Annotated in this window: 19 protein-coding genes and 1 pseudogene; 12 read left to right on the top strand and 8 right to left on the bottom strand. The window is 73.3% G+C overall.

Annotated elements, in window-relative coordinates:
- Positions 1-24 precede the first annotated feature (24 nt).
- The 4 genes from CD790_RS19945 (at position 25) to CD790_RS19930 (ending at position 3,880) form a co-directional block, all read left to right on the top strand.
- Positions 25-1,884 carry a lytic transglycosylase domain-containing protein gene (locus CD790_RS19945; protein WP_144384639.1) on the top strand — a complete coding sequence of 620 codons (1,860 nt, stop codon included), beginning with the start codon at positions 25-27 and terminating at the stop codon, positions 1,882-1,884.
- A gap of 204 nt (positions 1,885-2,088) precedes the next feature.
- On the top strand, positions 2,089-2,223 hold the full coding sequence (locus tag CD790_RS19940; protein ID WP_144384638.1) for an SPW_0924 family protein: 135 nt from the start codon (positions 2,089-2,091) through the stop codon (positions 2,221-2,223).
- 12 nt (positions 2,224-2,235) lie between these two features.
- Positions 2,236-3,240, top strand: coding sequence for a DUF3068 domain-containing protein (locus CD790_RS19935; protein ID WP_144384637.1), 1,005 nt, complete (start codon positions 2,236-2,238; stop codon positions 3,238-3,240).
- A 10-nt stretch (positions 3,241-3,250) separates the two neighbouring features.
- Entirely contained in the window at positions 3,251-3,880 is a 630-nt protein-coding gene (locus CD790_RS19930) for a hypothetical protein (RefSeq protein ID WP_144384636.1), read from the top strand.
- A 64-nt stretch (positions 3,881-3,944) separates the two neighbouring features.
- Here CD790_RS19930 and CD790_RS19925 read toward each other — a convergent pair whose 3' ends face one another.
- Together CD790_RS19925 and CD790_RS19920 are read right to left on the bottom strand one after the other, a co-directional pair.
- Positions 3,945-6,665: an ATP-dependent RNA helicase gene (locus tag CD790_RS19925; protein ID WP_186319137.1), complete on the bottom strand. Its 2,721-nt coding sequence runs from the start codon at positions 6,663-6,665 to the stop codon at positions 3,945-3,947.
- 130 nt (positions 6,666-6,795) lie between these two features.
- Positions 6,796-7,647, bottom strand: coding sequence for a class I SAM-dependent methyltransferase (locus CD790_RS19920; protein WP_144384635.1), 852 nt, complete (start codon positions 7,645-7,647; stop codon positions 6,796-6,798).
- A gap of 368 nt (positions 7,648-8,015) precedes the next feature.
- On the opposite strand from CD790_RS19920, the gene rpsA reads away from it, so the two are divergent.
- The 4 genes from rpsA to CD790_RS19895 all read left to right on the top strand — a co-directional run bounded on the left by rpsA (position 8,016) and on the right by CD790_RS19895 (position 12,114).
- Complete coding sequence (gene rpsA / locus CD790_RS19910) at positions 8,016-9,515, top strand: 30S ribosomal protein S1 (RefSeq protein WP_144384633.1); 1,500 nt, start codon at positions 8,016-8,018, stop codon at positions 9,513-9,515.
- Positions 9,516-9,856: 341 nt separating this feature from the next.
- Entirely contained in the window at positions 9,857-10,801 is a 945-nt protein-coding gene (locus CD790_RS19905) for a PAC2 family protein (protein WP_144384632.1), read from the top strand.
- Between the two features lie 158 nt (positions 10,802-10,959).
- Positions 10,960-11,580: a dephospho-CoA kinase gene (gene coaE / locus CD790_RS19900; protein WP_144384631.1), complete on the top strand. Its 621-nt coding sequence runs from the start codon at positions 10,960-10,962 to the stop codon at positions 11,578-11,580.
- A gap of 165 nt (positions 11,581-11,745) precedes the next feature.
- The gene (locus CD790_RS19895; protein WP_144384630.1) at positions 11,746-12,114 is read left to right on the top strand and encodes a tetratricopeptide repeat protein; all 369 of its coding nucleotides are present in this window, start codon (positions 11,746-11,748) and stop codon (positions 12,112-12,114) included.
- Between the two features lie 84 nt (positions 12,115-12,198).
- On the opposite strand, the gene CD790_RS19890 is transcribed toward CD790_RS19895, so the two are convergent.
- The 4 genes from CD790_RS19890 to CD790_RS19875 all read right to left on the bottom strand — a co-directional run bounded on the left by CD790_RS19890 (position 12,199) and on the right by CD790_RS19875 (position 15,967).
- Positions 12,199-12,513, bottom strand: a complete 315-nt coding sequence (locus tag CD790_RS19890) for a DUF6343 family protein (RefSeq protein WP_186319136.1) — start codon at positions 12,511-12,513, stop codon at positions 12,199-12,201.
- Positions 12,514-12,571: 58 nt separating this feature from the next.
- On the bottom strand, positions 12,572-14,005 hold the full coding sequence (locus CD790_RS19885; protein ID WP_144384629.1) for a WGR domain-containing protein: 1,434 nt from the start codon (positions 14,003-14,005) through the stop codon (positions 12,572-12,574).
- 105 nt (positions 14,006-14,110) lie between these two features.
- Positions 14,111-15,310: an aromatic acid exporter family protein gene (locus CD790_RS19880; RefSeq protein ID WP_144384812.1), complete on the bottom strand. Its 1,200-nt coding sequence runs from the start codon at positions 15,308-15,310 to the stop codon at positions 14,111-14,113.
- Positions 15,311-15,421: 111 nt separating this feature from the next.
- A complete protein-coding gene (locus CD790_RS19875) occupies positions 15,422-15,967 on the bottom strand; it encodes a DUF1697 domain-containing protein (RefSeq protein WP_144384628.1) in 546 nt (181 codons plus the stop codon).
- Between the two features lie 32 nt (positions 15,968-15,999).
- Here CD790_RS19875 and CD790_RS19870 point away from each other — a divergent pair, with 32 nt between their 5' ends.
- Positions 16,000-16,638 carry a uridine kinase gene (locus tag CD790_RS19870; RefSeq protein ID WP_144384627.1) on the top strand — a complete coding sequence of 213 codons (639 nt, stop codon included), beginning with the start codon at positions 16,000-16,002 and terminating at the stop codon, positions 16,636-16,638.
- A gap of 111 nt (positions 16,639-16,749) precedes the next feature.
- On the opposite strand, the pseudogene CD790_RS19865 reads toward CD790_RS19870, so the two are convergent.
- Both CD790_RS19865 and CD790_RS19860 read right to left on the bottom strand, forming a co-directional pair.
- Positions 16,750-17,451 (bottom strand): annotated as a pseudogene (locus CD790_RS19865) (methylated-DNA--[protein]-cysteine S-methyltransferase); the annotation flags it as partial.
- A 48-nt stretch (positions 17,452-17,499) separates the two neighbouring features.
- On the bottom strand, positions 17,500-18,420 hold the full coding sequence (locus CD790_RS19860) for a glycerophosphodiester phosphodiesterase family protein (RefSeq protein ID WP_144384626.1): 921 nt from the start codon (positions 18,418-18,420) through the stop codon (positions 17,500-17,502).
- A 356-nt stretch (positions 18,421-18,776) separates the two neighbouring features.
- Here CD790_RS19860 and uvrB point away from each other — a divergent pair, with 356 nt between their 5' ends.
- The 3 genes from uvrB to CD790_RS19845 all read left to right on the top strand — a co-directional run bounded on the left by uvrB (position 18,777) and on the right by CD790_RS19845 (position 23,836).
- Positions 18,777-20,918 (top strand): excinuclease ABC subunit UvrB, encoded by a 2,142-nt coding sequence (gene uvrB, locus CD790_RS19855; RefSeq protein ID WP_144384625.1) that lies wholly within the window; start codon positions 18,777-18,779, stop codon positions 20,916-20,918.
- Between the two features lie 195 nt (positions 20,919-21,113).
- Positions 21,114-21,692 (top strand): TerD family protein, encoded by a 579-nt coding sequence (locus CD790_RS19850; RefSeq protein WP_144384624.1) that lies wholly within the window; start codon positions 21,114-21,116, stop codon positions 21,690-21,692.
- A gap of 212 nt (positions 21,693-21,904) precedes the next feature.
- The gene (locus CD790_RS19845) at positions 21,905-23,836 is read left to right on the top strand and encodes a TerD family protein (RefSeq protein ID WP_144384623.1); all 1,932 of its coding nucleotides are present in this window, start codon (positions 21,905-21,907) and stop codon (positions 23,834-23,836) included.
- The last annotated feature ends 96 nt before the right edge of the window (positions 23,837-23,932 follow it).

Here is a 23,932-nt window from a genome sequence, read left to right as displayed (position 1 = left end):
GCCTGACGGGAGGGGACCAGACGGATGGCAGCGCGATTCGGCCGGCGGCTGCGCAAGGGAGCGGCCACCACGGCGGTGGCGGCGGTGGCGATGGCCGCCCTCACCGCCTCGCAGGCTCCCGGCTTCGCCGGTACGCACCGGGACGACGAGCGGGGCAGGACGGAGGCCGGTGAGGCCACGCCGCCGCCCGGCACGCCGATCGACGGCGGCTCCTCGTACCACACCGATCTGCCGCCGCTGAAGAGGCACGGCAAGCCCGGTAAGCCCGGCACCGCCCCCAACCGGCCGGGGCAGAACGGCGGGACGGTGGTGACCGGCCCCGCCGAGGCGGGCATCCCGGCCACCGTCCTCGACGCGTACAAGAAGGCCGAGGCGGCACTCCGCGAGTCCAGCCCCGGCTGCAACATCCCCTGGCAGCTGCTGGCGGCGATCGGCAAGGTCGAGTCGGGGCAGGCGCGCGGCGGCGCGGTCGACGCCGAGGGCACCACCATCCGACCGATCCTCGGCCCGCAGCTCAACGGCAACGGCTTCGCCAAGATCACCGACACCGACGACGGCGCCTACGACGGCGACACGACGCACGACCGCGCGGTCGGCCCGATGCAGTTCATCCCCTCCACCTGGGAGGGTTGGGGCAAGGACGGCAACGGCGACGGCCAGCGGGACCCCAACAACATCTATGACGCCGCCCTCGCCGCCGGCTCCTATCTGTGCGCCAACGGCCGCGACCTGTCGTCCGAGGCGGATCTGCACCGCGCGATCCTCGGCTACAACCAGTCGCAGGAGTACCTGCGGACGGTCCTGTCGTGGTTCGAGTACTACCAGCGCGGCACCCACGAGGTGCCGGACGGCACCGGTGTGCTGCCGTCGAAGAAGAAGTCCCGCCCGGACCACGGCGGTGACGACTCGGCCGGTGGCGCGGGTCGCAACCCGGGTCGTGACACGCACAAGGACCGGGACGCGGACCGGGACCGGGACAAGGGCCGCGAGCAGGGGCCCAGGGGGGATGGCGACGACTCGCCGAAGCCCAAGCCCAAGCCCAAGCCGAAGCCCAAGCCGCAGCCGCCCCGCGAGGACCCCCGCGATCCGGCCCCGAAGCCGCCGAAGCCGGGCCCGCAGAAGCCCGGCCCCGGCAAGCCCGACCCGGGCGACCCCGCCCCCGCGCCGGTCACCGCCCTCGCCCCGGTCGGGGCGCGGGAGCTCACCGCCACGGCGGGCGGCGACTTCACCGCCTCGCCCCGCGTGCGGGCCACGAACGCGGCGGGCAAGACGGTCGCCGGTGTGCTCGTGCAGTACGAGGTGCGCGGCGAGACCCAGGCGCGCTTCGCCGGCGACAAGACCCGTGTCATCGCCGCCACGGGGAAGGACGGCGTCGCCGTCGCGCCCACGCTGCGCGCGGGGGAGAAGGCCGGCGCGTTCACCGTGCGGGCCACGGTCGTCGGCCGGAAGACCGTGCCCGCCGTGGACTTCGCCGCCACGGTCGTGGCACGCCCGGCGCCCACCCCCAAGGCGGACGTCCTCGCCCGCACCGACGACAAGCCGCTGACCGCCGCCACCGGTGCCGCCTTCGCCGCGCCGGTCGGGGTCAAGGCCACCTACCAGGGCAAGGTCGCGGCGGGCGTGCCGCTGACCGCGACCGTGCTCGCCGCGGACCCGAGCGACCCGAAGAAGCTGGTGCCCGCCGACAAGGGCCCGTTCTTCAAGGACGCCCAGGGGAAGCCGGTCCGCGCCCTGGCCGGGCTGAAGACGGACACGCAGGGGCTGCTGACGCTTCCGGAGCTGTTCGCCGACGACCAGCCGGGCACCTATGTGCTCCGCCTGGCGACGGCCGACGGCACGGTCCTGACCGTCGAGCTGACGGTGACGGGAGCCGCGGCCGCATAGCCGCCCCGGCGCCCCCGCCGCGACCGCGGCGCCCGGCGCCCCCGCCGACGCACGCGCCGCCTCCCGACCCCGCCAGGGGCCGGGAGGCGGCGCGACGTGTTCTCATCCCGGCCGCGCGTTGCTACGGTGCCCAGATATCTGACGAGGCGTCAGTATCCTGGGATTCGGCGCTCGTCGCTCCATCGACCCGACCCGGGAGGCGCCATGCGTGCCCTCGCCGCCGCGGCCATCGGAGTCGCCGTCGCCGTGGCGCTCGTCCTGGTGCTGACGGCCGTCGGCGCGCCCGCCGGGACCACCTCCCCCGAGCCGCTGCTCACCACCGTCCCCGAGCACCCGTAGGGGAGGTCCGCGATGCGCCGGAAAGCCAGCCTGGTGCTGCTCGCCCTCGCCGTCTGCTGCACCGCCCTGGCGCCGCTGATCCGCTGGTACGCCTTCCCGCGCCTGGCCAAGGTCCCACCCGGCGAGTACCAGACCGCCGTCATGGAGGCGAAGCCCGCCACGCTCCTGGACTACAGCACCCTGCGGCCGCGGAGGGTCCCCAAGGTCACCATCGTGCAGACGCTGCGCGGCAATGTGGAGGCATCCGAGAAAGTCGAGAAGTCGACAGATCGTGATGTCGTCGTCTGGGACACTCTGTCGTACGTCGTGGGACCCGACGGCGCGATGGTCTCCGAGATCCCCGAGCGCTACGTCTTCGACGCCCACTCCCAGGCCCCGGTGCACCTCGGCGGCGAGCACGTCGACGGCGACCCGGTGCGCCGCGACGGCATCGAGTTCAAGTGGCCCTTCCTCACCGAACCCCGCGACTACACCTACTTCGACGCCCAGGCCCGCAGGTCGGCCCCCATCCACTACCGGGGCACCCGGACCTTCCGCGGCCTGAAGGTCTACTACTTCGAGCAGACCATCCCCTGGACCCGGGTTCCGCTCCCGCGGAAGCTCCCGGTCGGCGGGGTCAGCCGGGAGGACGTCGCCCAGGCCGGTACGTCCCGCTGGTACACCACCACGCGCAGGTTCTGGGTCGAGCCGGTCACCGGAGCCCCCGTCAACGGCGAGGAGATCCACCGGGAGGAGCTGCGCGGCGGCGAGTTGCTGGGCGACCGGAAGAAGGTCACCGCCTTCGCCGGGCATGTGAAGATGCGCGAGGACTACATCGCGCACACGGTGGACCTGGTCGCCTCCCAACGCCGGCTGGTCCTGCTGCTCACCACCGGCCTCCCCCGCGGTCTCCTCGCCCTGGGGGTGGCCCTGTTCGCCGGATCCCTGGTCCTGGAGGCCCGCGCGCGGCGCACCGCGCCGCCGGGCCCGGGGGAGCCGCGCGAGGCCGGACCGGTTTCTGTCAGTGCCTCACCGTAGCCTTCCGTCCATGGCACTTCTCCTGCGCCCGCTGGACGACACGCTCGCCGACCAGCTGGTCGAACTCGCGCGGCTGAGCTGGACGGACGGCGCCACGGCCGCGGCCGTCGCCGCCTTCGGCTGGATACCCGACGGCTCCCGGATGAACGCGTTCACCACCCTGGGCGGACACCCCGTCTACCCCGAGTCGTTCGGCTACCCCGCCGGGCGGGACACGGAGTGCGTGCTGCCCTTCGCCTACGCCTACGAACCCGACGAGGACGACTTCGAAGGCGAGCGCGAGGGCTTGCGGACCAACCTCGGCTGGTTCGCCACCTTCTACGACGAGGACGACCGCTGGCTGTTCCAGCGCACGGCCGGGCGCGCGGAGTTCGACGAGGCGTGGCGCGCCGCGACCGCGCTGTTCACCGCGCGGCTCGGCGAGCCGGACGTGCTGACGCGCCTGGCCGACGGCGACGAGGACGTCCCGGCGTGGCACTACGCCGCCTGGCGGTGCGGCGACAACGCCCTCGTCGTCGGCCAGTGCTCCGACGCCATCTCCTACAGCACCTTCGAACAGGCCGTGGTGTGGCTGGGCGCCTACCCGGCAGCCAGGCCCTGGCCCGAGGCGGGGGAGTTCTGGCGGCTGCTGGAGGGGTGACCCCGGACGAGCCGCGGACGTGACCTGGGCGGGGCCGTGGCCGGGGTGGGACCCGCGACGTCGGTCAGCGTCGTCGCGTCGTGGTGTGCCGGGTGGGCTCCGCCGTGGCGGGATCCTCCGGCCAGGGGTGCTTCGGGTAGCGGCCGCGCAGCTCGGCGCGCACGGAGCGGTATCCGCTGCCCCAGAAGGAGGCGAGGTCGGCGGTGACGGCCGCCGGGCGGCCCGCGGGCGAGAGCAGGTGGACCAGCACCGGCACCCCGGCCACGGTGGGCGTCTCGGCCAGCCCGAACATCTCCTGGAGCTTGACCGCCAGCACGGGCTGGTCCCCGGCGTAGTCGACCCGCACCCGCGAGCCGCTGGGCACCTCGACGCGGTCCGGCGCCAGCTCGTCCAGGCGCACGGCCTCCCCCGTCGCCCACGGCAGCAACCGCCGCAACGCCTGGCCCGCGTCGACGCGCTCCAGGTCGGCGCGCCGGCGCGCCCGGTCGAGCTCGACGCCGAGCCAGTCCTCGGCGCGCTCCACCAGCGCCGCGTCCGACACGTCCGGCCAGGGCTCGCCCAGCACGCGGTGCAGGAATCCCAGTCGCTGCCGAAGCCGGGTGGCCTCCTCCGTCCAGCGCAGCAGCCCCGTTCCGGTGCGGCGCAGGCCCTCCACGAGCGCGTCCCGGACCAGTTCGGGGGCGGGGGAGCGCAGCGGGCGCGCGGCCAGCTCGATCGCCCCCAGCCGCTCGACGCCGCGCGCCACCACGTCGTCGTCGGACCAGTGCACCTCCTCGGCGGAGGCGTACAGGGCCGCGGCGGCGGTCCGGGCGGTGTCCTCGTCCGTGACGGCCGCGAGTCGCACCCGGGCGGACGCGGCCGACACCGGCCGGTCGGCGACGGCCACCGCCAGCCACGGCGCCCCGCGCAGCCCCGAACCCTCCGCCAGCTCGGCCCCGGTCCCCGACGCCATCAGATAGGCGCCTTCGCCGCGCCGCCGGGCCACCCGCTCGGGGAACGCCAGGGCGGCCACCAGCCCGGCCGCGGCGTCGTCGCCGTGCCCGCCCGCGCGGGCCGCGCCACCGCTGCCGCCGCCCACCCGGCCGCCGGCCCCCGATACCGCCGACGGACGGCTGCCGGTGCGGGGGTCGCCGGCCTGCCGGCGAGGCGCCTCGTGGATCGGCCGGCCGCCGGATTCCCCGCCTCCCGTCCGCCCGGCCGGTGAGTCGCCCCCCTCGGCCCGTGCGTCGACCGCACGCTCCAGACGGCGCGCCTCCTGGCGCCACCGGGCGGCGTAGCCGTCGCCGCCGCGGCGCGCGGCACGCCAGGCGGCGGCGAGGTCGTCTCCGTACTCGCGCGGGGGCTCCTCGCTCAGCAGGGCGACGATCTCGGCCGCCCGCCGGGCACCGAGCGGTGGCGCGCCGTCGATGAGGGCCCGCGCGAGCCGCGGGTGGAGTCCGAGGCGGGCCATGCGGACGCCGCGGTCGGTCGCCTTGCCGTCCCCGTCGACGGCGCCGATGGCGGTCAGCACCTCGCGGGCGGCGGCCAGCGCGCCGGTGGGCGGCGGGTCGAGGAGGGCGAGCGTGGCGGCGTCCGGGTCGCCCCAGCACGCGGCCTGGAGCGCGAAGGCGGTGAGGTCGGCGACCGCGATCTCCGGGGAGGGCCAGCGTGGCAGCCGCGAGTCGTCGCCCTCCGACCAGCAGCGGTAGACCGTGCCCGGCCCCTCGCGCCCGGCCCGCCCGGCGCGCTGGGCGGCGGCCGCGCGGGACGCCCGCACGGTGGTCAGCGCGCTCAGCCCGCGCGCGTGGTCCACGCGCGGCTCGCGCGCCAGCCCGCAGTCCACGACGACGCGCACGCCCGGCACGGTCAGGCTCGACTCGGCGACCGACGTCGCCAGGACGACGCGCCGCGCCCCGCCCGCCGTGCCCGCGAGCACCGCGTCCTGGACCTCGGCCGGTGCCCGGCCGTGCACCTGGAGCACCTCGGCGGCCACGTCGCGCAACAGGCCGGCCACCCGGGCGATCTCTCCGACGCCGGGCAGGAAGCACAGCACGTCGCCGTCCCGCTCGCGCAGCGCGCGTCGCACGACCGCCGCGACGTGGTCCAGGAGCGCCGGGTCCACCCGCATCCCGTGCGGCGGTCGCACCGGCCGCGCCGGCGGCGCCCACACCACCTCCACGGGGTGGGACACCCCCGCCGCCTCCACCACCGGCGCCGCGCCGGAACGCCCCGCGCCGTCCGCGTCGGACCGGGCTCCGCCCCCGCCGGCGCCGAGCAGCCGCGCCCAGCCCGCCGCGTCCGTGGTCGCCGACGCGGCGACCAGCCGCAGCTCGGGCCGGAGGACGGACCGTACGTCCAGGAGGAAGGCGGCGGCCGTGTCGGCGTCCAGATGGCGCTCGTGGCACTCGTCCAGGATCACCGTGTCGACCCCGAGCAGTTCCGGGTCGCGCTGGAGCCGCTGGAGGAGCACGCCGGTGGTCACCACCTCCACGACGGTCTCCCGCCCGGCCCGCCGCTCCCCGCGCACGGTGAAGCCGATCCGCCGCCCCACGTCCTCGCCCAGCAGCCACGCCATGCGTCGCGCCGCCGCGCGGGCCGCGATCCGCCGCGGCTCGGCCACGATCACCCGCCGCGCGGGCCGCCCGCCGTCCAGCAGCCCGGCCAGGGCCAGCGGCACCAGCGTCGTCTTGCCGGTGCCGGGCGGCGCGCACAGCACCGCCGCCCCGTGGTCGTCCAGCGCCCGCTCCAGGGCGGGCACGGCGGTTCGTACGGGAAGGCGGTCGAGGGCGTCGGTGCGGATCGTCACGCCGACATCCTCGCAGCGTCGAGACGGGCGGCTCCGGGCCGGGCTTCGGCCACCGGGGCGGTCCGTACGCGGCCGCGCGGGTCAGTCCCGTACGCGGCCGCGGGGGTCAGTCCCGACGCGGCCGGGGAGGTCAGTCCCGTACGCAGACGAAGATCGCGGTTCCCGGGATCAGGTTGCCGCGGAGCGGGGACCAGCCGCCCCATTCCTGGTGGTTCCAGGCGGGCCACTCCGGCTCGACCAGGTCGACCAGCCGGAAGCCCGCCGCCACCACGTCCCGGACCCGGTCACCGAGGGTGCGGTGGTGCTCCACATAGACCGCGCGGCCGGAGTCGTCCTGCTCCACATACGGCACGCGGTCGAAGTACGAGGCGGCCACGCTCAGCCCCTCCGGGCCCGGCTCGTCCGGGAACGCCCAGCGGATCGGGTGCGTGACCGAGAAGACCCAGCGCCCGCCGGGCCGCAGCACCCGCCGCACCTCGCGCAGCACGCGCACCGGGTCGGCGACGAAGGGGAGCGCCCCGTAGGCCGAGCAGGCCAGGTCGAAGCTGGCGTCCGCGAAGGGCAGCGCCCCGGCGTCCGCCTCGACCAGGGGGAAGTCCGCGCCGATCCGCAGCGCGTGCTGGAGCTGCCGGTGCGAGAGGTCCAGCGCCACCGGACGCGCCCCCTGAGCCGCCAGCCAGCGCGAACACTGCGCCGCGCCCGCGCCGATCTCCAGGACGTCCCGGCCCTTCAGCTCCTCCGCCGGGCCCAGCAGGCCCGCCTCGGCCTCGTCGAGCCCCTCCGGGCCCCAGACGAACCCGTCGTCCCGGAGGAAGCCCCCGTGCTCGTTCTGGTACTCGTCCGCGTTCCGGTCCCACCAGCCGCGGCTGGCCCGGCTGCTCTCCGCGTCGCCCGCCGTACGCCGGGTGGCGGTGGCCTCGTCCGGCGACCCGCCGGCCGTCTCCGGCTCGGGAACCCCCGAGAGCTCGTGTTCTTGGATCATCTGGGGTGTCGTCGTACTCTCTGTATCGACCTGTGGCTGTGGGGCGGGATGTGGCGGTCCGCGCGGCGGTGCCGACCCCGGTATTTCGCCGGAGTATGGGGCGGTTGGCCCCACGTGCACTCTTCGCACATTGACCATGTCCGGCTGCCCCCGTATGCTACAAGTTGCGCTGCGAGCCTGCGCGCCTCAGACGGAGTAGGTCGCGCTCGCATCTGTTGTATGTCCCCTCGGTTGCCGAGGCGCTTTTCGATAGATCCTCGGAAAAATCGGAAGGTCGCCTCCAAGGCTGTCCGGCTTCGGCAGTGTGATACGGGCTCCCGGCGTAGCAGTACCTACGACTCAATGTCCGTACCGGAGCCCTTTCCCACATGACGAGCAGCACCGAGGCAACCCGCACCACCCCGCAGGTGGCGGTCAACGACATCGGTTCCGAGGAAGCCTTCCTCGCCGCGATCGACGAGACGATCAAGTACTTCAACGACGGCGACATCGTCGACGGCGTCATCGTGAAGGTCGACCGGGACGAGGTCCTGCTCGACATTGGTTACAAGACCGAAGGCGTCATCCCTTCCCGCGAGCTTTCGATCAAGCACGACGTCGACCCGAACGAGGTCGTGGCCGTCGGTGACGAGATCGAGGCCCTGGTTCTCCAGAAGGAGGACAAGGAAGGCCGTCTGATCCTCTCCAAGAAGCGCGCCCAGTACGAGCGGGCCTGGGGAACCATCGAGAAGATCAAGGACGAGGACGGCATCGTCACCGGTACCGTCATCGAGGTCGTCAAGGGTGGTCTCATCCTCGACATCGGCCTCCGCGGCTTCCTCCCGGCCTCCCTGGTCGAGATGCGTCGTGTCCGCGACCTTCAGCCCTACGTGGGCAAGGAGCTCGAGGCGAAGATCATCGAGCTCGACAAGAACCGCAACAACGTGGTCCTGTCCCGCCGCGCCTGGCTGGAGCAGACCCAGAGCGAGGTCCGCCAGACCTTCCTCACCACCCTCCAGAAGGGTCAGGTGCGCTCCGGCGTCGTCTCCTCCATCGTCAACTTCGGTGCCTTCGTGGACCTGGGTGGCGTCGACGGTCTGGTCCACGTCTCCGAGCTGTCCTGGAAGCACATCGACCACCCGTCCGAGGTCGTCGAGGTCGGCCAGGAGGTCACGGTCGAGGTCCTCGACGTCGACATGGACCGCGAGCGCGTCTCCCTGTCGCTCAAGGCGACCCAGGAAGACCCGTGGCAGCAGTTCGCCCGGACCCACCAGATCGGTCAGGTCGTCCCGGGTAAGGTCACCAAGCTGGTGCCGTTCGGTGCGTTCGTCCGCGTGGACGAGGGCATCGAGGGCCTGGTCCACATCTCCGAGCTGGCCGAGCGCCACGTGGAGATTCCGGAGCAGGTCGTCCAGGTCAACGACGAGATCTTCGTCAAGGTCATCGACATCGACCTCGAGCGTCGTCGCATCAGCCTCTCGCTGAAGCAGGCCAACGAGTCCTTCGGTGCCGACCCGGCCGCGGTCGAGTTCGACCCGACCCTGTACGGCATGGCCGCGTCCTACGACGACCAGGGCAACTACATCTACCCCGAGGGCTTCGACCCGGACACCAACGACTGGCTGCCCGGCTTCGAGAAGCAGCGCGAGGAGTGGGAGCGCCAGTACGCCGAGGCGCAGCAGCGCTTCGAGCAGCACCAGGCGCAGGTCATCAAGTCCCGCGAGGCGGACGAGCAGGCGGCCGCCGAGGCCGGCCAGGCTGCCCCGCAGGCCGGTGGCCAGGGTGGCGGCGGTTCGTACTCCTCGGAGTCGGCCGACACCTCCGGCGCCCTGGCGTCGGACGAGGCGCTCGCCGCGCTCCGCGAGAAGCTGGCCGGCGGCCAGAGCTGATCGCCCACCGCTGCCCGTCGCCCGCTGGGCGATAGCGACAGCTGAACGAAGGCCCGCCCCCTCACCGGGGGGCGGGCCTTCGCCGTGCGTACGGGCGAACGCCATCGCCCGACCCCGGCACGTCGAAGCCCGCCCGCCGTGCGACCGCGGGTGGCGGGCCGTCGGATCCAGCCCTCACGCCCCTGGGCGCGGGGTGGCAACTCCCCCTGGCGGTACTACCGGTGGGCGATCCGCGGCTTCGGCGGAAACGGGCAAAGAAAGTACCGCTGGGGGAGCGGGCGGGGAATGCCGGTGCGGCGCCACGACGTTCCCCGAAGGGAACACGACGAGGAGGCGTCACGGTGTTGGATCCGCAGGACTTGTACGCATGGGACCCCAGCGGGCTGGCGACGGTCGATGCCATAGCCTCCCGGGACTCGGCCGGGCTGGTGCTGCTCTACCACTTCGAGGGATACATCGACGCGGGCGAGACCGGCGAACAGATCGTCACCCGGCTGTTGAGCGGACTGCCGCACCAGACCGTGGCCCGCTTCGACCACGACCGGCTGGTCGACTACCGCGCCCGCCGCCCGCTGCTCACCTTCGAGCGCGACCGCTGGACCGCGTACGCCACGCCGGCGATCGAGCTCCATCTGGTGCGCGATGCGACCGGTGCCCCGTTCCTGCTGCTCACCGGGCCGGAGCCGGATGTGGAGTGGGAGCGTTTCGCGGCGGCCGTGCGGCAGATCGTCGAGCGGCTCGGCGTGCGCCTCTCGGTGAACTTCCACGGCATTCCGATGGGAGTGCCGCACACCCGCCCCGTCGGCGTCACCCCGCACGGCAACCGCGTCGACCTCATGCCCGGCCATCGGGGCGTCTTCACCGAGGCCCAGGTGCCCGGCAGCGCGGAGGCGCTGATCGAGTTCCGGCTCGTGGAGGCCGGCCATGACGTCCTCGGCGTCGCCGCCCACGTCCCGCACTACGTCTCCCGCTCGCCCTACCCGGACGCCGCGCTCACGACGCTTGAGGCGGTCACCGCGGCCACCGGGCTGGTGCTGCCCGGCGTGGCGCACGCGCTGCGCACCGAGGCGCTCAAGACGCAGGAGGAGATCGAGCGACAGGTGTCGGAGGGGGACGAGGAGCTCGTCGCCCTGGTGCGCGGCCTTGAGCACCAGTACGACGCGATGGCCGGCGCCGAGAGCCGGGGCAGCCTGGTGGCCGAACCGGTCGAGCTGCCGTCGGCGGATGAGCTGGGCGCCCAGTTCGAGCGCTTCCTGGCGGAGCGCGAGGGCGAGGGCGGCGCCTGAGGGCCCGCCGGCGTGCCCGCCCGAGGGCAGGCCGGCGCGTGTCGAGCGGGGACGGGCGGCGAGAGTCGACGAGGTCGACGCTCGGTGCCCCCGGCCCCTCGGGTAGCGTGTGAGGCCCCGCAGGGGCGGGGTGGAGCGAGCGGACGGGAGGGGCGGCCATGCTCTCCGTGGGCCTGACGGGTGGAATCGGCGCCGGCAAGAGCGAGGTGTCGCGGCTGCTGTCCTCCTACGGCGCGGTGCTGATCGACGCCGACCGCCTGGCACGCGAGGTGGTCGAGCCGGGCACGCCCGGCCTGGCGGCCGTGGTCGACGCCTTCGGGCCGGAGGTGCTCACCGCCGAGGGCGGCCTGGACCGCCCCAAGCTCGGCGCCATCGTCTTCAGCGACCCGAAGCGTCTCGCGGTCCTCAACGGGATCGTCCATCCGCTCGTCCGCGAGCGCACCGCCGCCCTGGAGGCGTCGGCCGGCCCGGACGCCATCGTGGTCAACGACGTCCCCCTGCTCACCGAGAACGGTCTGGCCCCGCTCTACGACCTGGTCGTCGTGGTCGACGCCGCCCCGCGCACCCAGCTCGACCGGCTCATACGGCTGCGCGGGATGTCCGAGGACGAGGCGCGCTCCCGGATGGCGGCCCAGGCCACGCGCGAGCAGCGGCTGGCCATCGCCGACCTGGTCATCGACAACGACGGACCGCTGGAGGCGCTGGAGCCGCGGGTGCGGCAGGTCTGGGCGGAGCTGGTGGAGCGCGAACGCGGAGCGGACCGGCCCGGCCGGGAGTGACCCGGGCGAGGTGACCGCCCGCGGGCCATCGGCCGGATCGGCGGGGGAATGCGGCCGAGGGCGTCGTCGTTGTGTGGTGCGTACCGATCGCCTGTGCGCCAACCGGGGGCGCGGATGCCCACGGACGGCGCGGCAGGGGCTCCGCCCCTGGGGAAGGAAACGGTTGTGCCCGAGCCCACGCCCGAGAACCACGTCATCGACTACCGCGCGGCGGAGCAGCTGCTGGCCGCCCGTGATCCGCGCGGCGCCGTGAAGCTGCTCGACTCGGTCATCACCGCCCATCCCGAGAACACCGCGGCGCGGCTGCTGCGCGCCCGTGCCTTCTTCGGCTCCGCCCAGCTGCGCGCCGCCGAGTTGGAGTTCCAGCTCGTCCTGGAGCGTGAGCCGGACAACGCGTTCGCCCACTTCGCCCTCGGGCGCACCCTGGAGCGGGCCAACCGTCCCGCCGAGGCGACCCGGCACTTCCGGCTCGCGGCCGCCCTGGACCCCCGTCCCGACTTCGTGCGGGCCGCCCGCTTCGGCGACACCGGCTGAGCGGCGGACTGTTCCCCGGGCTGAGCGGCCGACGCGCCCGCCCGATGACATCGGCGGGCGGCTCGGCGGGCGGGAGCGGGCCTGTCAGGGGAGGTGGCGCGGCTGACGGGGCTGCTCGGGGCGCTGGGGTGGGCTCGGACGGTCGCTGACCGGGTGGTACGGCGGTATGTTCCGGCCGGGCTGGTAGTGCGGGCCCTGGCGGATGTGCCGGATGACGAGGATCAGGTCCGTGAGGGTGATCACCACCAGAACGGCGCAGGCCGCCGCCCATCCTGGTCGGCCCACCGCGGAGAAGGCCACCGCCCCGCCCAGGGACCAGAGCAGGCCCCAGACGGCGAGCGCACACCGCATCCGCAGCGCGCTGCGCGCGTGGACTGGTTCGTCGCCGGTACGCAACATGGCAATCCAATCTCCACTACCGAATGTACGCCGGCCGCCCGCTCGGCGGCCCTGGCGGCTACACCAGCCGGCGGATCTCGCCGCGGACGCGGTAGAACCCGGACGCGGGGTGCAGGGCGTCCACCACATAGCGGGCTCCGACCTCGCGCATCAGGCGGGGGAACTGGACGTTCCACTCCGGTTCGTAGCCGCCGCTGACGACCCGCATCCGCAGCCGACTGCCCTCCTGCACGCATTCGACGATCACGCCGCCGGCCGGCGCGGCGGAGGAGACCACCGTCCGCACCGCCGCCGACGGGGTGTAGGTGGGCAGCCCCGCGGACGACTTCACGTCGCGCGCGGTGGGCAGCGTGCCGCCCTGCGCGGCCGCGATGGCGGCGTCGCTGGCGTCGATGCAGGCCAGCGAGCCGTCGGTGGTGACGAGGTAGAGCTTCTCGTCGTGGTACTGCATGGACAGCGCCGAGCCGCCCCCGGTCCCCAGCTTCCACAGCCGGGTGCCGTCCTGCGCGAAGCAGTACACCGAGGAGGCGGAGTCGCCCGCGAAGACGTACTGGCCGCCCGGGGCCGTGGCGCAGGAGTACACGACGGTGTCGCACCGGTACACGGCCTCGATACGGCCGGTCTCCTTGTCCAGGCGCTGGACCACCCGGCGGTCGGTGCCCGCGTAGACCGCGTCGTCCTCCTGCCAGCCGAAGAGGACCGCGCCGGTGGTGGCGGTGTGCCATCGCTCGCCGCCGCCGTCGGGGTGGTAGGCCGTGACGCCGCGCTGGTGGCCGTGGTAGACGGCGCGGTCGTCGCGGCGGACCATCCAGGCGTGGCCACCGGCGCTCTTGCGTGACCACTGGAACTCGTCCTCGTGGTCGATGACCGTCAGCCCGCCGTTGCGGTCGGCGACGTTCAGGACGCCCTCATGGATGTCGAGCCAGAAGATGTCGACGCTGGCCGCGATCTCGTAGGCGGCGAAGGGCAGTTTGGAGGACAGGTCGTAGACCGTGCCGTCGTCACACCCCGCGTAGATCCAGAAGTCGTCGGCGACCAGGCACTTCACCCCGTCCGGCAGCTGGTAGCGGGCCAGCACCTCGCCGTCGTGTCCCAGGGTGTAGACGTCTCCGGCCTGGTTGCCGACCCAGCAGCGGTCCTGGTCGATGTGGATGCCGAACGCGGCGGCGCCGGTGCGGAACCGCCACAGCACCGGCGCGACCGCGCGCGCCGTCGAGGGGGCCGAGGTCACCTGGCGTCGCGTCACCGGCCGCGCGGCCCGCTGGCCCCGCACCGCCGGCGCGTACCCCTTGCGCACCTTCTCGCCGATCTTCTTCGCGGCCGCGGCCTGCGCCTTCTCCGCCGTGGGGAAGGTGGAGGTCTGGAGCTGCCCGGCCGCGCCGATGCGGCCGTAGCGCACCGACACGACCGTGCTGTCGACCGTGACCTCATAGAACTTGTGTGCGCCGCCGCCCTCTTGAGACAGCTCCAGATACGTCGTCGACCGAGACACGGCAGACCCCTCCCACGGACAGGAAACGGTGGGCGACTCCGTGGTCGTCCACTGCCACGAACCGTACGGGCGACCACTGACAACGCCCGGCCGGCCGCTCCCGGCTCACCCTCGGCGCAGCCGTGACCAGGACTTTCGGAGCCGGTCCCGGGCCTTGGCCCATCGTGGGAACCGCTCCCTCCGCTCCTGCGCGTGCCGGTCCAGCTCCTCCATCAGCCGCCGTGACCGGTGGTCCATGTCGAGCTCGTCCAGGATCCGGTCGACCTCGGCCAACAGCGCCCCGTGCAGCTGCCACTGACGGGGGTGCTGCTGGACGCGGAACAGCAGCAGCTCGGCGACGTCGTCGCGGTCGGCCTTGGCCTTGGCGAGCTCCGCCGCGAGGCGCGCCTCGGCCTCCTCGGCGTTGGCGCTGACCTGGGTGGTGACCAGGGCGGCGAAGCTCTGGACGGCCTGGGAGAGATGGCCGAACAGGGCCTGGAGCCCCGCGGCCACGTCGGGTGGGAAAAGCGGCTCGTCGGTGCGGTGTTTGGCCAGGTCGGTGAGGGTTCGGGCGAGTACGCGCAGGACGACGGTGCAGATCTCCAGGGTGTCCAGGCCGGTGCGGAGCACGATGCGGTGCAGCAGCCCCTCCCGGACCCGCGGGTTGAGGCGGAGGCTGTCCTCGGCCTGCCGGAGCGAGGCGTCGACCTGGGAGATGTCCTGGTCGAGACGGCGGGCCTCGTGGAGCCGGGCGGCGGCGCGGGCGACGGGGATGTGCTCGGTGAGCTCGTCGCTGATGTGCAGCAGCAGGGTCCGCAGCCGACGGGCGAGGTCCTCGATGGACTCGCCGGCGGTGCGCACATAGACCGGCGGTGCCAGCAGGAAGTTGAAGAGCAGCCCCACCACCGCTCCGATCAGTGTCTCCACCACCCGGTCCCAGGCGGTGTCGGAGACCTGGGTGACGCCCAGGACCAGCATGGCGCTGATCGCCACCTCGGGGACGAACTCGTCGACGCGCACCAGATGCCCCGCGGCGAGCGAGGCGAGGATGATCAGCGCCAGGCTCCACCAGGTCAGGCCGACCAGGGCGCTGAAGGCGATCGCGATGAGCACCCCGGCGACCACCGAGTTCACCCTGCGGATGCCGGTGGTGAGGGTGGCGTAGAGGGTGACCTGGACGACGAGCAGCGCGGTGAGCGGGGCGGTCAGCGGGACCGGCTCGCTGCTGAGCTGGAGCGCCACCACGTACGAGATGGTCGCGGCCGCGGTGGAGCGCAGCGCCTGGGCCACGACGGGGGTGGTGCCGCGGCGCACCAGCTCGGCCATGGGCTCGGTCACCTCACGTACTTCACGCACGCACCACCTCTTCCCGCACACGTGCCGTGACGACACCTGGCGGGCCGTCGACACGCCTCGCGGAGGTCGGCCGAACGGCCGTCACACGGCGTCCGCCAGCGCCAGCAGCCGGGTGACCGTGTTCCAGTTGCGGGCGGTGACCGTGACGCCCAGCCGCATCCCGAGGATCTTCTCGGCCAGTTTGGAGCGGCCCAGCCCGTTCGGGCAGTGCAGATAGATCTCTCGGCCGATGAGCCGGAAATCGTCCGGGGCGTAGCCGGCCCGGTCCAGGGCGTCCAGCGGCGCGGTGTCGGCGGGGACGTCCGACAGGAAGGCGACGTGCAGGGTCTTGGGCTCGGCCGCGGCCGCCGGGTAGGGGTTGGCGGTGACGACGGCCGCCAGCTCGTCGCGGGTGCGCACCATGACGGGCACGGGGAAGCCCATGTCGGCGGCGATGCGGTCCTCGATCGCGCGGGCGGTCCGCTCGGGCGGCGTGCCCGGGTCGGCGAAGACGACGTTGCCCGACTGGAGGTAGACGGTGACGTCCTGGTACCCGAGCGCCTGCATCAGCTCCCGCTGTCGTGCCATGGGGAACCTCTTGTCGCGGCCGACGTTGATGCCGCGCAACAGTGCGATCTGGCGTGTCATTCTTCGTACCGTAGCCCAGGCATCATGGGGGAGTGCGGCTCGAAGCGATCTCCTGGGAACGGCTGACCCGGCTCGTCACCGACCACCTCATGGGGTTGGAGGCCGCCGACGGCGGGCCCTGGCTGCGGGTGGCCGTCGACGGGCCGCCGGCGGCGGGCACCGGGGAGCTGGCGGGGCGGCTGGCCGAGGCGTTGCGGCTGCGGGGGCGGCCGGGGCTGGTGGTCGCGGCGAGCGGCTTCTGGCGGCCCGCGTCGCTGCGCTTCGAACACGGGCGGCGGGACGTCGACGCCTACTACGACGGGTGGCTGGACACCGGCGCGCTGTGGCGGGAGGTCTTCACGCCCCTCGAACCGGGCGGGACCGGTCGGGTGCTGCCCGACCTGTGGGATCCCGAGGCCGACCGCGCCACCCGCAGCCCCTACACCGAACTGCCGCCCGGAGGGGTGCTGTTGCTGCACGGCGCGCTGCTGCTCGGGCACTGGTTCCCGTTCGACCTCTCCGTCCATCTACGGCTGTCGCCGGCGGCCCTCGCGCGGCGCACCGGCGCGGACGAGCGGTGGACGCTGCCGGCCTTCGCCCGCTACGAGGAGGAGATACGGCCGGGTGAGGCCGCCGACGTGGTCGTGCGGGCCGACGATCCGCGCCACCCGGCCTGGAGCGGGCTCGGCTAGACCGGGAGCGGGGCTCGGCCCGTCCTCGCCATGGTCGCGGCGGCACCCGGGCCGGCGGCCGCGAGGGGCGCGGCGGGCGCGGCGGGCTAGAACAGCGGTTGCGGCGGGCGAGAACAGCGGTTGCGGCAGCACGCCCTCCAGCGCCAACAGGTGGCGCTTGGTCTCCAGCCCCCCGCCGAAGCCGCCGATGCCGCCGTCGCTCTCCACGACGCGGTGGCAGGGCACGACGACGGGCAGCGGGTTGCCGCCCATGGCCATGCCGACGGCCCGCGCGGCGCCGGGCTCGGCGATTCGGTCGGCCAGGTCCTGGTAGCCGACCACCCTCCCATAGGGGACGTGGGCGGCCAGCGCGCGCAGCACGCGGCGGTTGAAGCCGGTGGTCAGGGACCAGTCGAGGGGGACGGTGAACGTCCGCGCCTCCCCCGAGAAGTACGCCGTGAGCTGGCGTATCGCCTCGGCGAGGTGGGCGGCGGCGTCCGCGGAGGGATCGCCCGCGGCGCGGTCGTCCGTGGCGGCATCGTCGTTCGGGGCGCGGTCGCCCTTCGCCTCGGGGAGAGCCTCCCGACCGGGGACGCCCTCCCGGCCGGGGGCGCCCTCCCGGCCGGGGGCCACCGGAGGCGATCCAAGCCGCCGGGTGAGGCGCTCCACCGACGCGGCGGAGGTCCGCTCGTCGGCGTGGAAGACCACGCTGACCAGGCCCTGCTCGGTCGCTCCGAGCAGCAGCGGGCCGATGGGGGTGTCCAGGACCGCCCAGGTCCACACGCGGGAGTCGCTCGCGGATTGCGTCACGCCCTTCAGCGTAGGCGGGGGCACCGACAACGCCCCCGCCCACGCGCGTGCTCTCCCGGGCGCGCCGGCCCGCTACGCGTCGTCCAGAGCGTCCCTGATGACGTCGGGCTTGTTGGTGATGATCCCGTCCACGCCGGCCCACGCGAGCTTGACCGCGGTCGGGCCGTCGTCCACGGTCCAGGTGAAGACCTGGAGCGGCCGGCCGTGGGCGCCCCGCACCGCGTGGACCGCGGCGACGTACTCCGGGGTGACCGCCTTGTGGTTCGGGTTGATCTGGTCGGCGAAGGCCGCGTACGTCGGCAGGTCGGCGACGGCCGGGGCGCCCAGGAAGCCGGTCCGCACCTCCGGCCGCAGTTCGTGGACCGCCCGGACCGAGCCGGCGCTGAACGACTGGATGATCAACCGGCGCTTGACGTGGGGACGGTCCAGCCAGCCCTCGCGGCGCAGCAGCCGAAGGGTCTGCCGCTCGACGCCGGGGTACAGCTCGGGGGCCTTGAGCTCCATCAGCAGGCTCTGCCCGTTGTCCTCCACCGTCTCCATGTAGTCCTCCAGCGTGGGCACCGGCTCGCCCGCGAACTCCGGGCCGAACCAGCTGCCCGCGTCCAACTGTTCGATCTCCTCGGCGGTGAAGTCGGAGACCTTCCAGGGCGCCCGGCCGGGGAAGACCTGCTCCACGTCGGTGGTCCGGCTGAGCGTGGTGTCGTGCATGATGATCAGCTCGCCGTCCTTGGTGCGCTGCACATCGTTCTCCACCCATCTGATCCCCCGCTCGGCCGCCTCGTCCACGGCGGCCAGGGTGTTCTCGGGGGCATAGGCGGAGGCGCCGCGGTGCGCCACGGCGACCGGGGCGTGGGCACGCCCGGTGGCCGCCCGTGCGGTCAGCGTGTCGGACGCCGAGGCGGTGGCGGGCCGCGCCAGCGCGGTGGCGGGGAGGAAGAGCGTGGACATACCCAGGAGGGCGCCGGCGAGGGCGGCGGCGGGGCGGACGCGCATACGGACTCCTCACGTCGTCGGTGGGCCGGACCCGCAGAGGGTGCCAGGAGAGGCGGACCGGGGGACAGGTGGCGGATGGTCGGATCGTGGCCGGGAATGTGCGGTACGACCTGTCGCACCGCGCTGAGCAGGCACGGCGGCCCCCAGGGCGGCGGGGGCGGCGGACCCGGGAAACCCCGGAAAGGGCGAACGGGTGAACGCGCCGTCGACCGGCCGCGAGCGGCAGGGGACCGGAGGGCACCCGTATGCGACCGACTCCCGTCCGGTGCCGAGTCGGTCGACCCGACGTCGTGCCCCGGCCACGGCCGCGGGGCGGGCGGTGGGCCGTTGTCAGTGCCGGGTCGTACGGTGGTTCCATGCGGCCCGTATCCCAGATCGAACGCAAGGTGGCGCCCTTCGAGGTCGTCAGCCCCTTCCAGCCCAGCGGTGACCAGCCGACCGCCATCGCCGACCTGGAGCGGCGCATCCGCGCCGGCGAGAAGGACGTGGTCCTGCTCGGGGCGACCGGCACCGGAAAGTCCGCGACCACCGCGTGGATGATCGAGAAGCTGCAGCGGCCGACGCTCGTCATGGCACCCAACAAGACCCTCGCCGCCCAGCTCGCCAACGAGTTCCGCGAGCTCCTGCCGAACAACGCGGTGGAGTACTTCGTCTCGTACTACGACTACTACCAGCCCGAGGCGTACGTTCCCCAGTCCGACACCTACATCGAGAAGGACTCCTCCATCAACGAGGAGGTCGAGCGGCTGCGCCACTCGGCGACGAACTCCCTGCTCACCCGGCGTGATGTGATCGTGGTGGCCTCCGTGTCCTGCATCTACGGCCTGGGCACGCCGCAGGAGTACGTCGACCGGATGGTGCCGCTCAAGGTCGGCGACGAGATCGACCGGGACCAGCTGCTGCGCCGGTTCGTCGACATCCAGTACACGCGCAACGACATGGCGTTCACCCGCGGCACCTTCCGGGTGCGCGGCGACACCATCGAGATCTTCCCGGTCTACGAGGAGCTCGCGGTCCGGATCGAGATGTTCGGCGACGAGATCGAGGCGCTGTCCACGCTGCACCCGCTGACCGGCGAGGTCATCTCCGACGACGAGGAGCTCTACGTCTTCCCGGCCAGCCACTACGTCGCCGGGCCCGAGCGGATGGAGCGGGCCATCACCGGGATCGAGCGTGAGCTGGAGACGACGCTGGCCCGGATGGAGAAGCAGGGCAAGCTCCTCGAGGCCCAGCGGCTGCGGATGCGGACCACCTACGACATCGAGATGATGCGTCAGATCGGCACCTGCTCCGGCATCGAGAACTACTCGCTGCACATCGACGGCCGTGAGTCCGGCACCCCGCCGCACACCCTGCTCGACTACTTCCCGGACGACTTCCTGCTGGTCATCGACGAGTCCCATGTCACCGTGCCGCAGATCGGCGCGATGTACGAGGGAGACGCGTCGCGTAAGCGCACCCTGATCGAGCACGGCTTCCGGCTGCCCTCGGCGCTCGACAACCGCCCCCTGAAGTGGGAGGAGTTCCTGGAGCGCGTCGGGCAGACGGTCTACCTCTCGGCGACCCCGGGGCCCTACGAGCTGTCGCGCGGCGACGGCTTCGTGGAGCAGATCATCCGGCCGACCGGCCTGGTCGACCCGGAGGTCGTGGTCAAGCCCACCCAGGGCCAGATCGACGACCTCGTCCACGAGATCCGTGCCCGCACCGAGAAGGACGAGCGCGTCCTGGTGACCACCCTCACCAAGAAGATGGCCGAGGACCTCACCGACTACTTCCTGGAGCTGGGCATCCAGGTGCGCTATCTGCACAGCGACGTCGACACGCTGCGCCGGGTGGAGCTGCTGCGGGAGCTGCGCGCGGGCGAGTTCGACGTGCTCGTCGGCATCAACCTGCTGCGTGAGGGCCTGGACCTGCCCGAGGTCTCCCTGGTGGCGATCCTGGACGCGGACAAGGAGGGGTTCCTGCGTTCGGGCACCTCGCTGATCCAGACGATCGGCCGTGCGGCGCGCAACGTGTCCGGTCAGGTCCATATGTACGCCGACAAGGTCACGGCGGCGATGGCGAAGGCCATCGACGAGACCAACCGCCGCCGCGCCAAGCAGATCGCCTACAACAAGGCGAACGGCATCGACCCCCAGCCGCTGCGCAAGAAGATCGGCGACATCGTCGCGACCATCGCGCGCGAGGAGATCGACACCAGGGAGTTGCTGGGCTCCGGATACCGCAAGGCCGACCAGGCGGCGGGCGGCAAGGGGAAGGCGCAGCCGAAGGCCCCGGTGCCGGCGCTGGCCGGCCACAAGAAGGGCGGCAAGGGCGGCGCCGAGGCGGTGCCGACCGATCGTCCGGCCGCCGAACTGGCCGAGCTGATCGAGGAGATGACCGCGCGGATGCGGGCGGCCGCCGCGGAGCTCCAGTTCGAGGTCGCGGCGCGGCTGCGTGACGAGGTGTCGGAGCTGAAGAAGGAGCTGCGGCAGATGCAGGAGGCCGGGCTTTCCTGACCGTCCGCCCGGGGGCGACCGTGTCCGGGGGCGACGGTCGACGGGGGGCGAGCCCCGCGTACGGCGGGGAGTGTTTCAAGAACGACACAAAGCCCGGCCGGGCGGTCCTGCCAGGCTCCGGGAGTGCTTAGGGTTGACAGGGCCGCACAAGACAGGCGGCCACGGGGAAACGAGAAACGAGAGTAGGGGCAGCACGTGACGGTCAACATGTCCAAGGGACAGTCCATCAGCCTGCAGAAGGCCGACGGTGGCACCCTGACCGCGGTGCGTATGGGACTGGGGTGGCAGGCCGCCGCCCGCCGGGGGCTGTTCGGGTCCCGCACTCGGGAGATCGACCTCGACGCGTCGGCCGTGCTGTTCGCCAGCGGGCAGCCGACGGACGTGGTCTTCTTCCGTCACCTGGTCAGTGACGACGGCTCGGTGCGGCACACCGGTGACAACCTGGTCGGCGGCGTCGGCCAGGGCGGCGACGACGAGGCGATCCTCGTCGACCTCCAGCGTGTTCCGGTCCACATCGACCAGATCGTCTTCACGGTGAACTCCTTCACCGGTCAGACCTTCACCGAGGTGCAGAACGCCTTCTGCCGCCTCGTCGACGAGACCAACGGCCAGGAGCTGGCGCGCTACACCCTCACCGGCGGTGGGCAGTACACCGCGCAGATCATGGCGAAGGTGCAGCGGGTCGGCGGCGGCTGGCAGATGAAGGCCCTGGGCGAGCCGGCCAACGGCCGCACCTTCCAGGACCTGATGCCGCACATCGTGCCCCACCTGTAAGCCGCGACGGGCCACGTCGACGGCCCGTGAGCGACCGTGGTGACCGGCCCGGCGGCGAACGATCGTCGCCGGGCCGGTGGGCACTCACGACAGAAGATTTCGCGGTCGCACCCGCGGTCCCAGACCCACCCGTGCGAACGCGAGCAGAACGAACCACACGACGACGCGTGCGAGCGCACGACGCGTACGAGACCCAACAAGGGAGCGCAGCGATGACGGCCGAGCTGGTCCGGGGGCAGAACCACCCACTGCCTCAGACCCGTTTGGAGATCCGGGTCTCGGCGGGCAAGCCGATCGTGGCCGGGGCGACGCTCGCCGATGAGCAGGGCCGCATACTCGGCGCCGAATGGATCGCCCATCCGGCCGCGCCCCAACTGCCCGGGATCGAGGTGTCCAAGCAGGCCGCCGCCGACCACCGGCTCGCCGTCGATCTCGACGCGCTGCCCGAGACCAGCCACCGGGTCACGGTGCTGCTCGCCCTGCCGACCGGCGTGGGCGGCCCGGTGACCTTCGGCGCCCTCGCGGCCCCGTCCGTCGCCGTCACCGGGCTGGACGGCACCGAGATCGCGAGCTTCACCGTCACCGGTCTGGACGCGGAGTCCGCTGTCGTGGCCCTGGAGCTCTACCGCAGGCAGGGCGCCTGGAAGGTGCGCGCCGTCGGGCAGGGGTACGCGGGCGGCCTGGCCGCCATGCTGCAGGACCAGGGGCTGGCGGAGGCCGCGCAGCTCGCCGCGCGGATCAACGACGCGGTCGCCCAGGGCATGGCCCGCTCCGTCGCCCAGCCCCCGCCGCGCTCCGGGCCCGAGGGTCGGGTCCGTACGGCCACGGCGGGCGGCAGCACCTCGTCCGACCCGGCCCCGGGCGCCGACGCCGGCGGGCAGCCGTCCAACGGCGGGTCGGTCCCGCCGCCCTCGTCGGGCGGGCCGGTCGACTACCGGCACCCCGGCCGTCGCACGGCGGCCCCGCCGGCCCCGGCGCCGACCGCACCGCCCGCCCAGCCGGGGCAGCCCGCGCCGCCGGTCGCCGGCGACGCCACCGGCTGGACCATGGACGAGCGGCTCTACAACCAGGTGTGGGGCATGTTCGAGGACCTGGCCCGGACCACCGCCGCCTACCGCAGCGCCGTCGACTTCGCCGACTCCCGCATGGAGCAGGAGCTGGACCGGGTGCTCTCCGACCCGCGGACCCGCGTCGGCCCGGCGGCCGACGCCGCCCGTGCGGAGGCCCGCGACAAGCACACCTCCCTGGTCGAACAGGCCCGCGCGGTCCTGGACCGGGACCTGGCGCAGCTCGCCGCCGAGGCCGAGGTCGTGGAGCCGGCCCTGCCGCCCGCGTACGCCCGGTGGGACAGCCCCGTCTGGCACGGTTACGAGGTGCCGATGGAGATTCCGATGGCGCTGCGCCTGGGCGATCTGCACCTGCCGGAGCGCACGGACCTGCGCATCCCCATGCTGGTCCGGCTGCCACTGGAGCGCGGGCTGTGGATCGACAGCGGCCGCGGCGGCTCGCCCGAGGCGGCACTGGTGGACTCCGGCGAGCTGCGCCGGATGGCGCTGGACACCGCGGTGGCGCTGGCCGCGCGGCTGTTGGCCGTGTACCCGGTGGACGAGTTCTCGCTGCATGTGATCGACCCGGCCGGCTCGGGCGCCGTGGCGCTCCAACCGCTGTCGGACTCCGGCGCGCTGCGCCAGCCGCCGGCGGCCGGAGCCCAGGGGGTGACCGCGACGCTGGCCGCCCTGACCCAGCGGGTCGACCTGGTGCAGATGGCGATCCGCAGCGGCGCCACCGACGCCCTGCCGCCCGACCTGGACCTGGCCCAGCAGTTGCTGATCGTCAACGACTTCCCGCACGGCTTCGACGACCGTGCCGTCACCCAGCTGCGCTACCTCGCCGACGAGGGGCCGTCGGTCGGGGTGCACCTGATGATGGTGGCCGACCGGGAGGACGCCCGGGCCTACGGCCCGGTGCTGGACCCGCTGTGGCGTGCGCTGCTGCGGATCACCCCGGTCCCCGACGACCACCTGGCCGACCCCTGGGTCGGGCACGCCTGGACATATGAGCCCGCGCTGGTCCCCGCCGGCAGCCAGGTGCTGCAGCGGGTGTTGGCGCAAGTGGCCCAAGCGCGACAGGCATACGGGCGGTGACCTGCGCTTTTACTTATTTCTTTACTCTTCCTTGGTCTTTCCTGTACTCTCCTTTGCAACGGAGGGGAGTACTCCTACCGCGGCGTACCCGTCACC

This window comes from Streptomyces sp. SAJ15, assembly GCF_007595705.1.
In the GTDB taxonomy this organism is placed as follows: domain Bacteria; phylum Actinomycetota; class Actinomycetes; order Streptomycetales; family Streptomycetaceae; genus Streptomyces.
The sequence above is the reverse complement of the archived record's forward strand: the minus strand, read 5'-3'. Positions and strand labels throughout refer to the sequence as shown.

Bases quoted from the DNA above. Each gene is read 5' to 3' on its own strand.
- CD790_RS19945 (WP_144384639.1), top strand. From the start codon at position 25: ATGGCAGCGCGATTCGGCCGGCGGCTGCGCAAGGGAGCGGCCACCACG.
- CD790_RS19940 (WP_144384638.1), top strand. From the start codon at position 2,089: ATGCGTGCCCTCGCCGCCGCGGCCATCGGAGTCGCCGTCGCCGTGGCG.
- CD790_RS19935 (WP_144384637.1), top strand. From the start codon at position 2,236: ATGCGCCGGAAAGCCAGCCTGGTGCTGCTCGCCCTCGCCGTCTGCTGC.
- CD790_RS19930 (WP_144384636.1), top strand. From the start codon at position 3,251: ATGGCACTTCTCCTGCGCCCGCTGGACGACACGCTCGCCGACCAGCTG.
- CD790_RS19920 (WP_144384635.1), bottom strand. From the start codon at position 7,647: ATGATCCAAGAACACGAGCTCTCGGGGGTTCCCGAGCCGGAGACGGCC.
- rpsA (WP_144384633.1), top strand. From the start codon at position 8,016: ATGACGAGCAGCACCGAGGCAACCCGCACCACCCCGCAGGTGGCGGTC.
- coaE (WP_144384631.1), top strand. From the start codon at position 10,960: ATGCTCTCCGTGGGCCTGACGGGTGGAATCGGCGCCGGCAAGAGCGAG.
- CD790_RS19890 (WP_186319136.1), bottom strand. From the start codon at position 12,513: ATGTTGCGTACCGGCGACGAACCAGTCCACGCGCGCAGCGCGCTGCGG.
- CD790_RS19880 (WP_144384812.1), bottom strand. From the start codon at position 15,310: ATGGCCGAGCTGGTGCGCCGCGGCACCACCCCCGTCGTGGCCCAGGCG.
- CD790_RS19875 (WP_144384628.1), bottom strand. From the start codon at position 15,967: ATGACACGCCAGATCGCACTGTTGCGCGGCATCAACGTCGGCCGCGAC.
- CD790_RS19860 (WP_144384626.1), bottom strand. From the start codon at position 18,420: ATGCGCGTCCGCCCCGCCGCCGCCCTCGCCGGCGCCCTCCTGGGTATG.
- uvrB (WP_144384625.1), top strand. From the start codon at position 18,777: ATGCGGCCCGTATCCCAGATCGAACGCAAGGTGGCGCCCTTCGAGGTC.
- CD790_RS19845 (WP_144384623.1), top strand. From the start codon at position 21,905: ATGACGGCCGAGCTGGTCCGGGGGCAGAACCACCCACTGCCTCAGACC.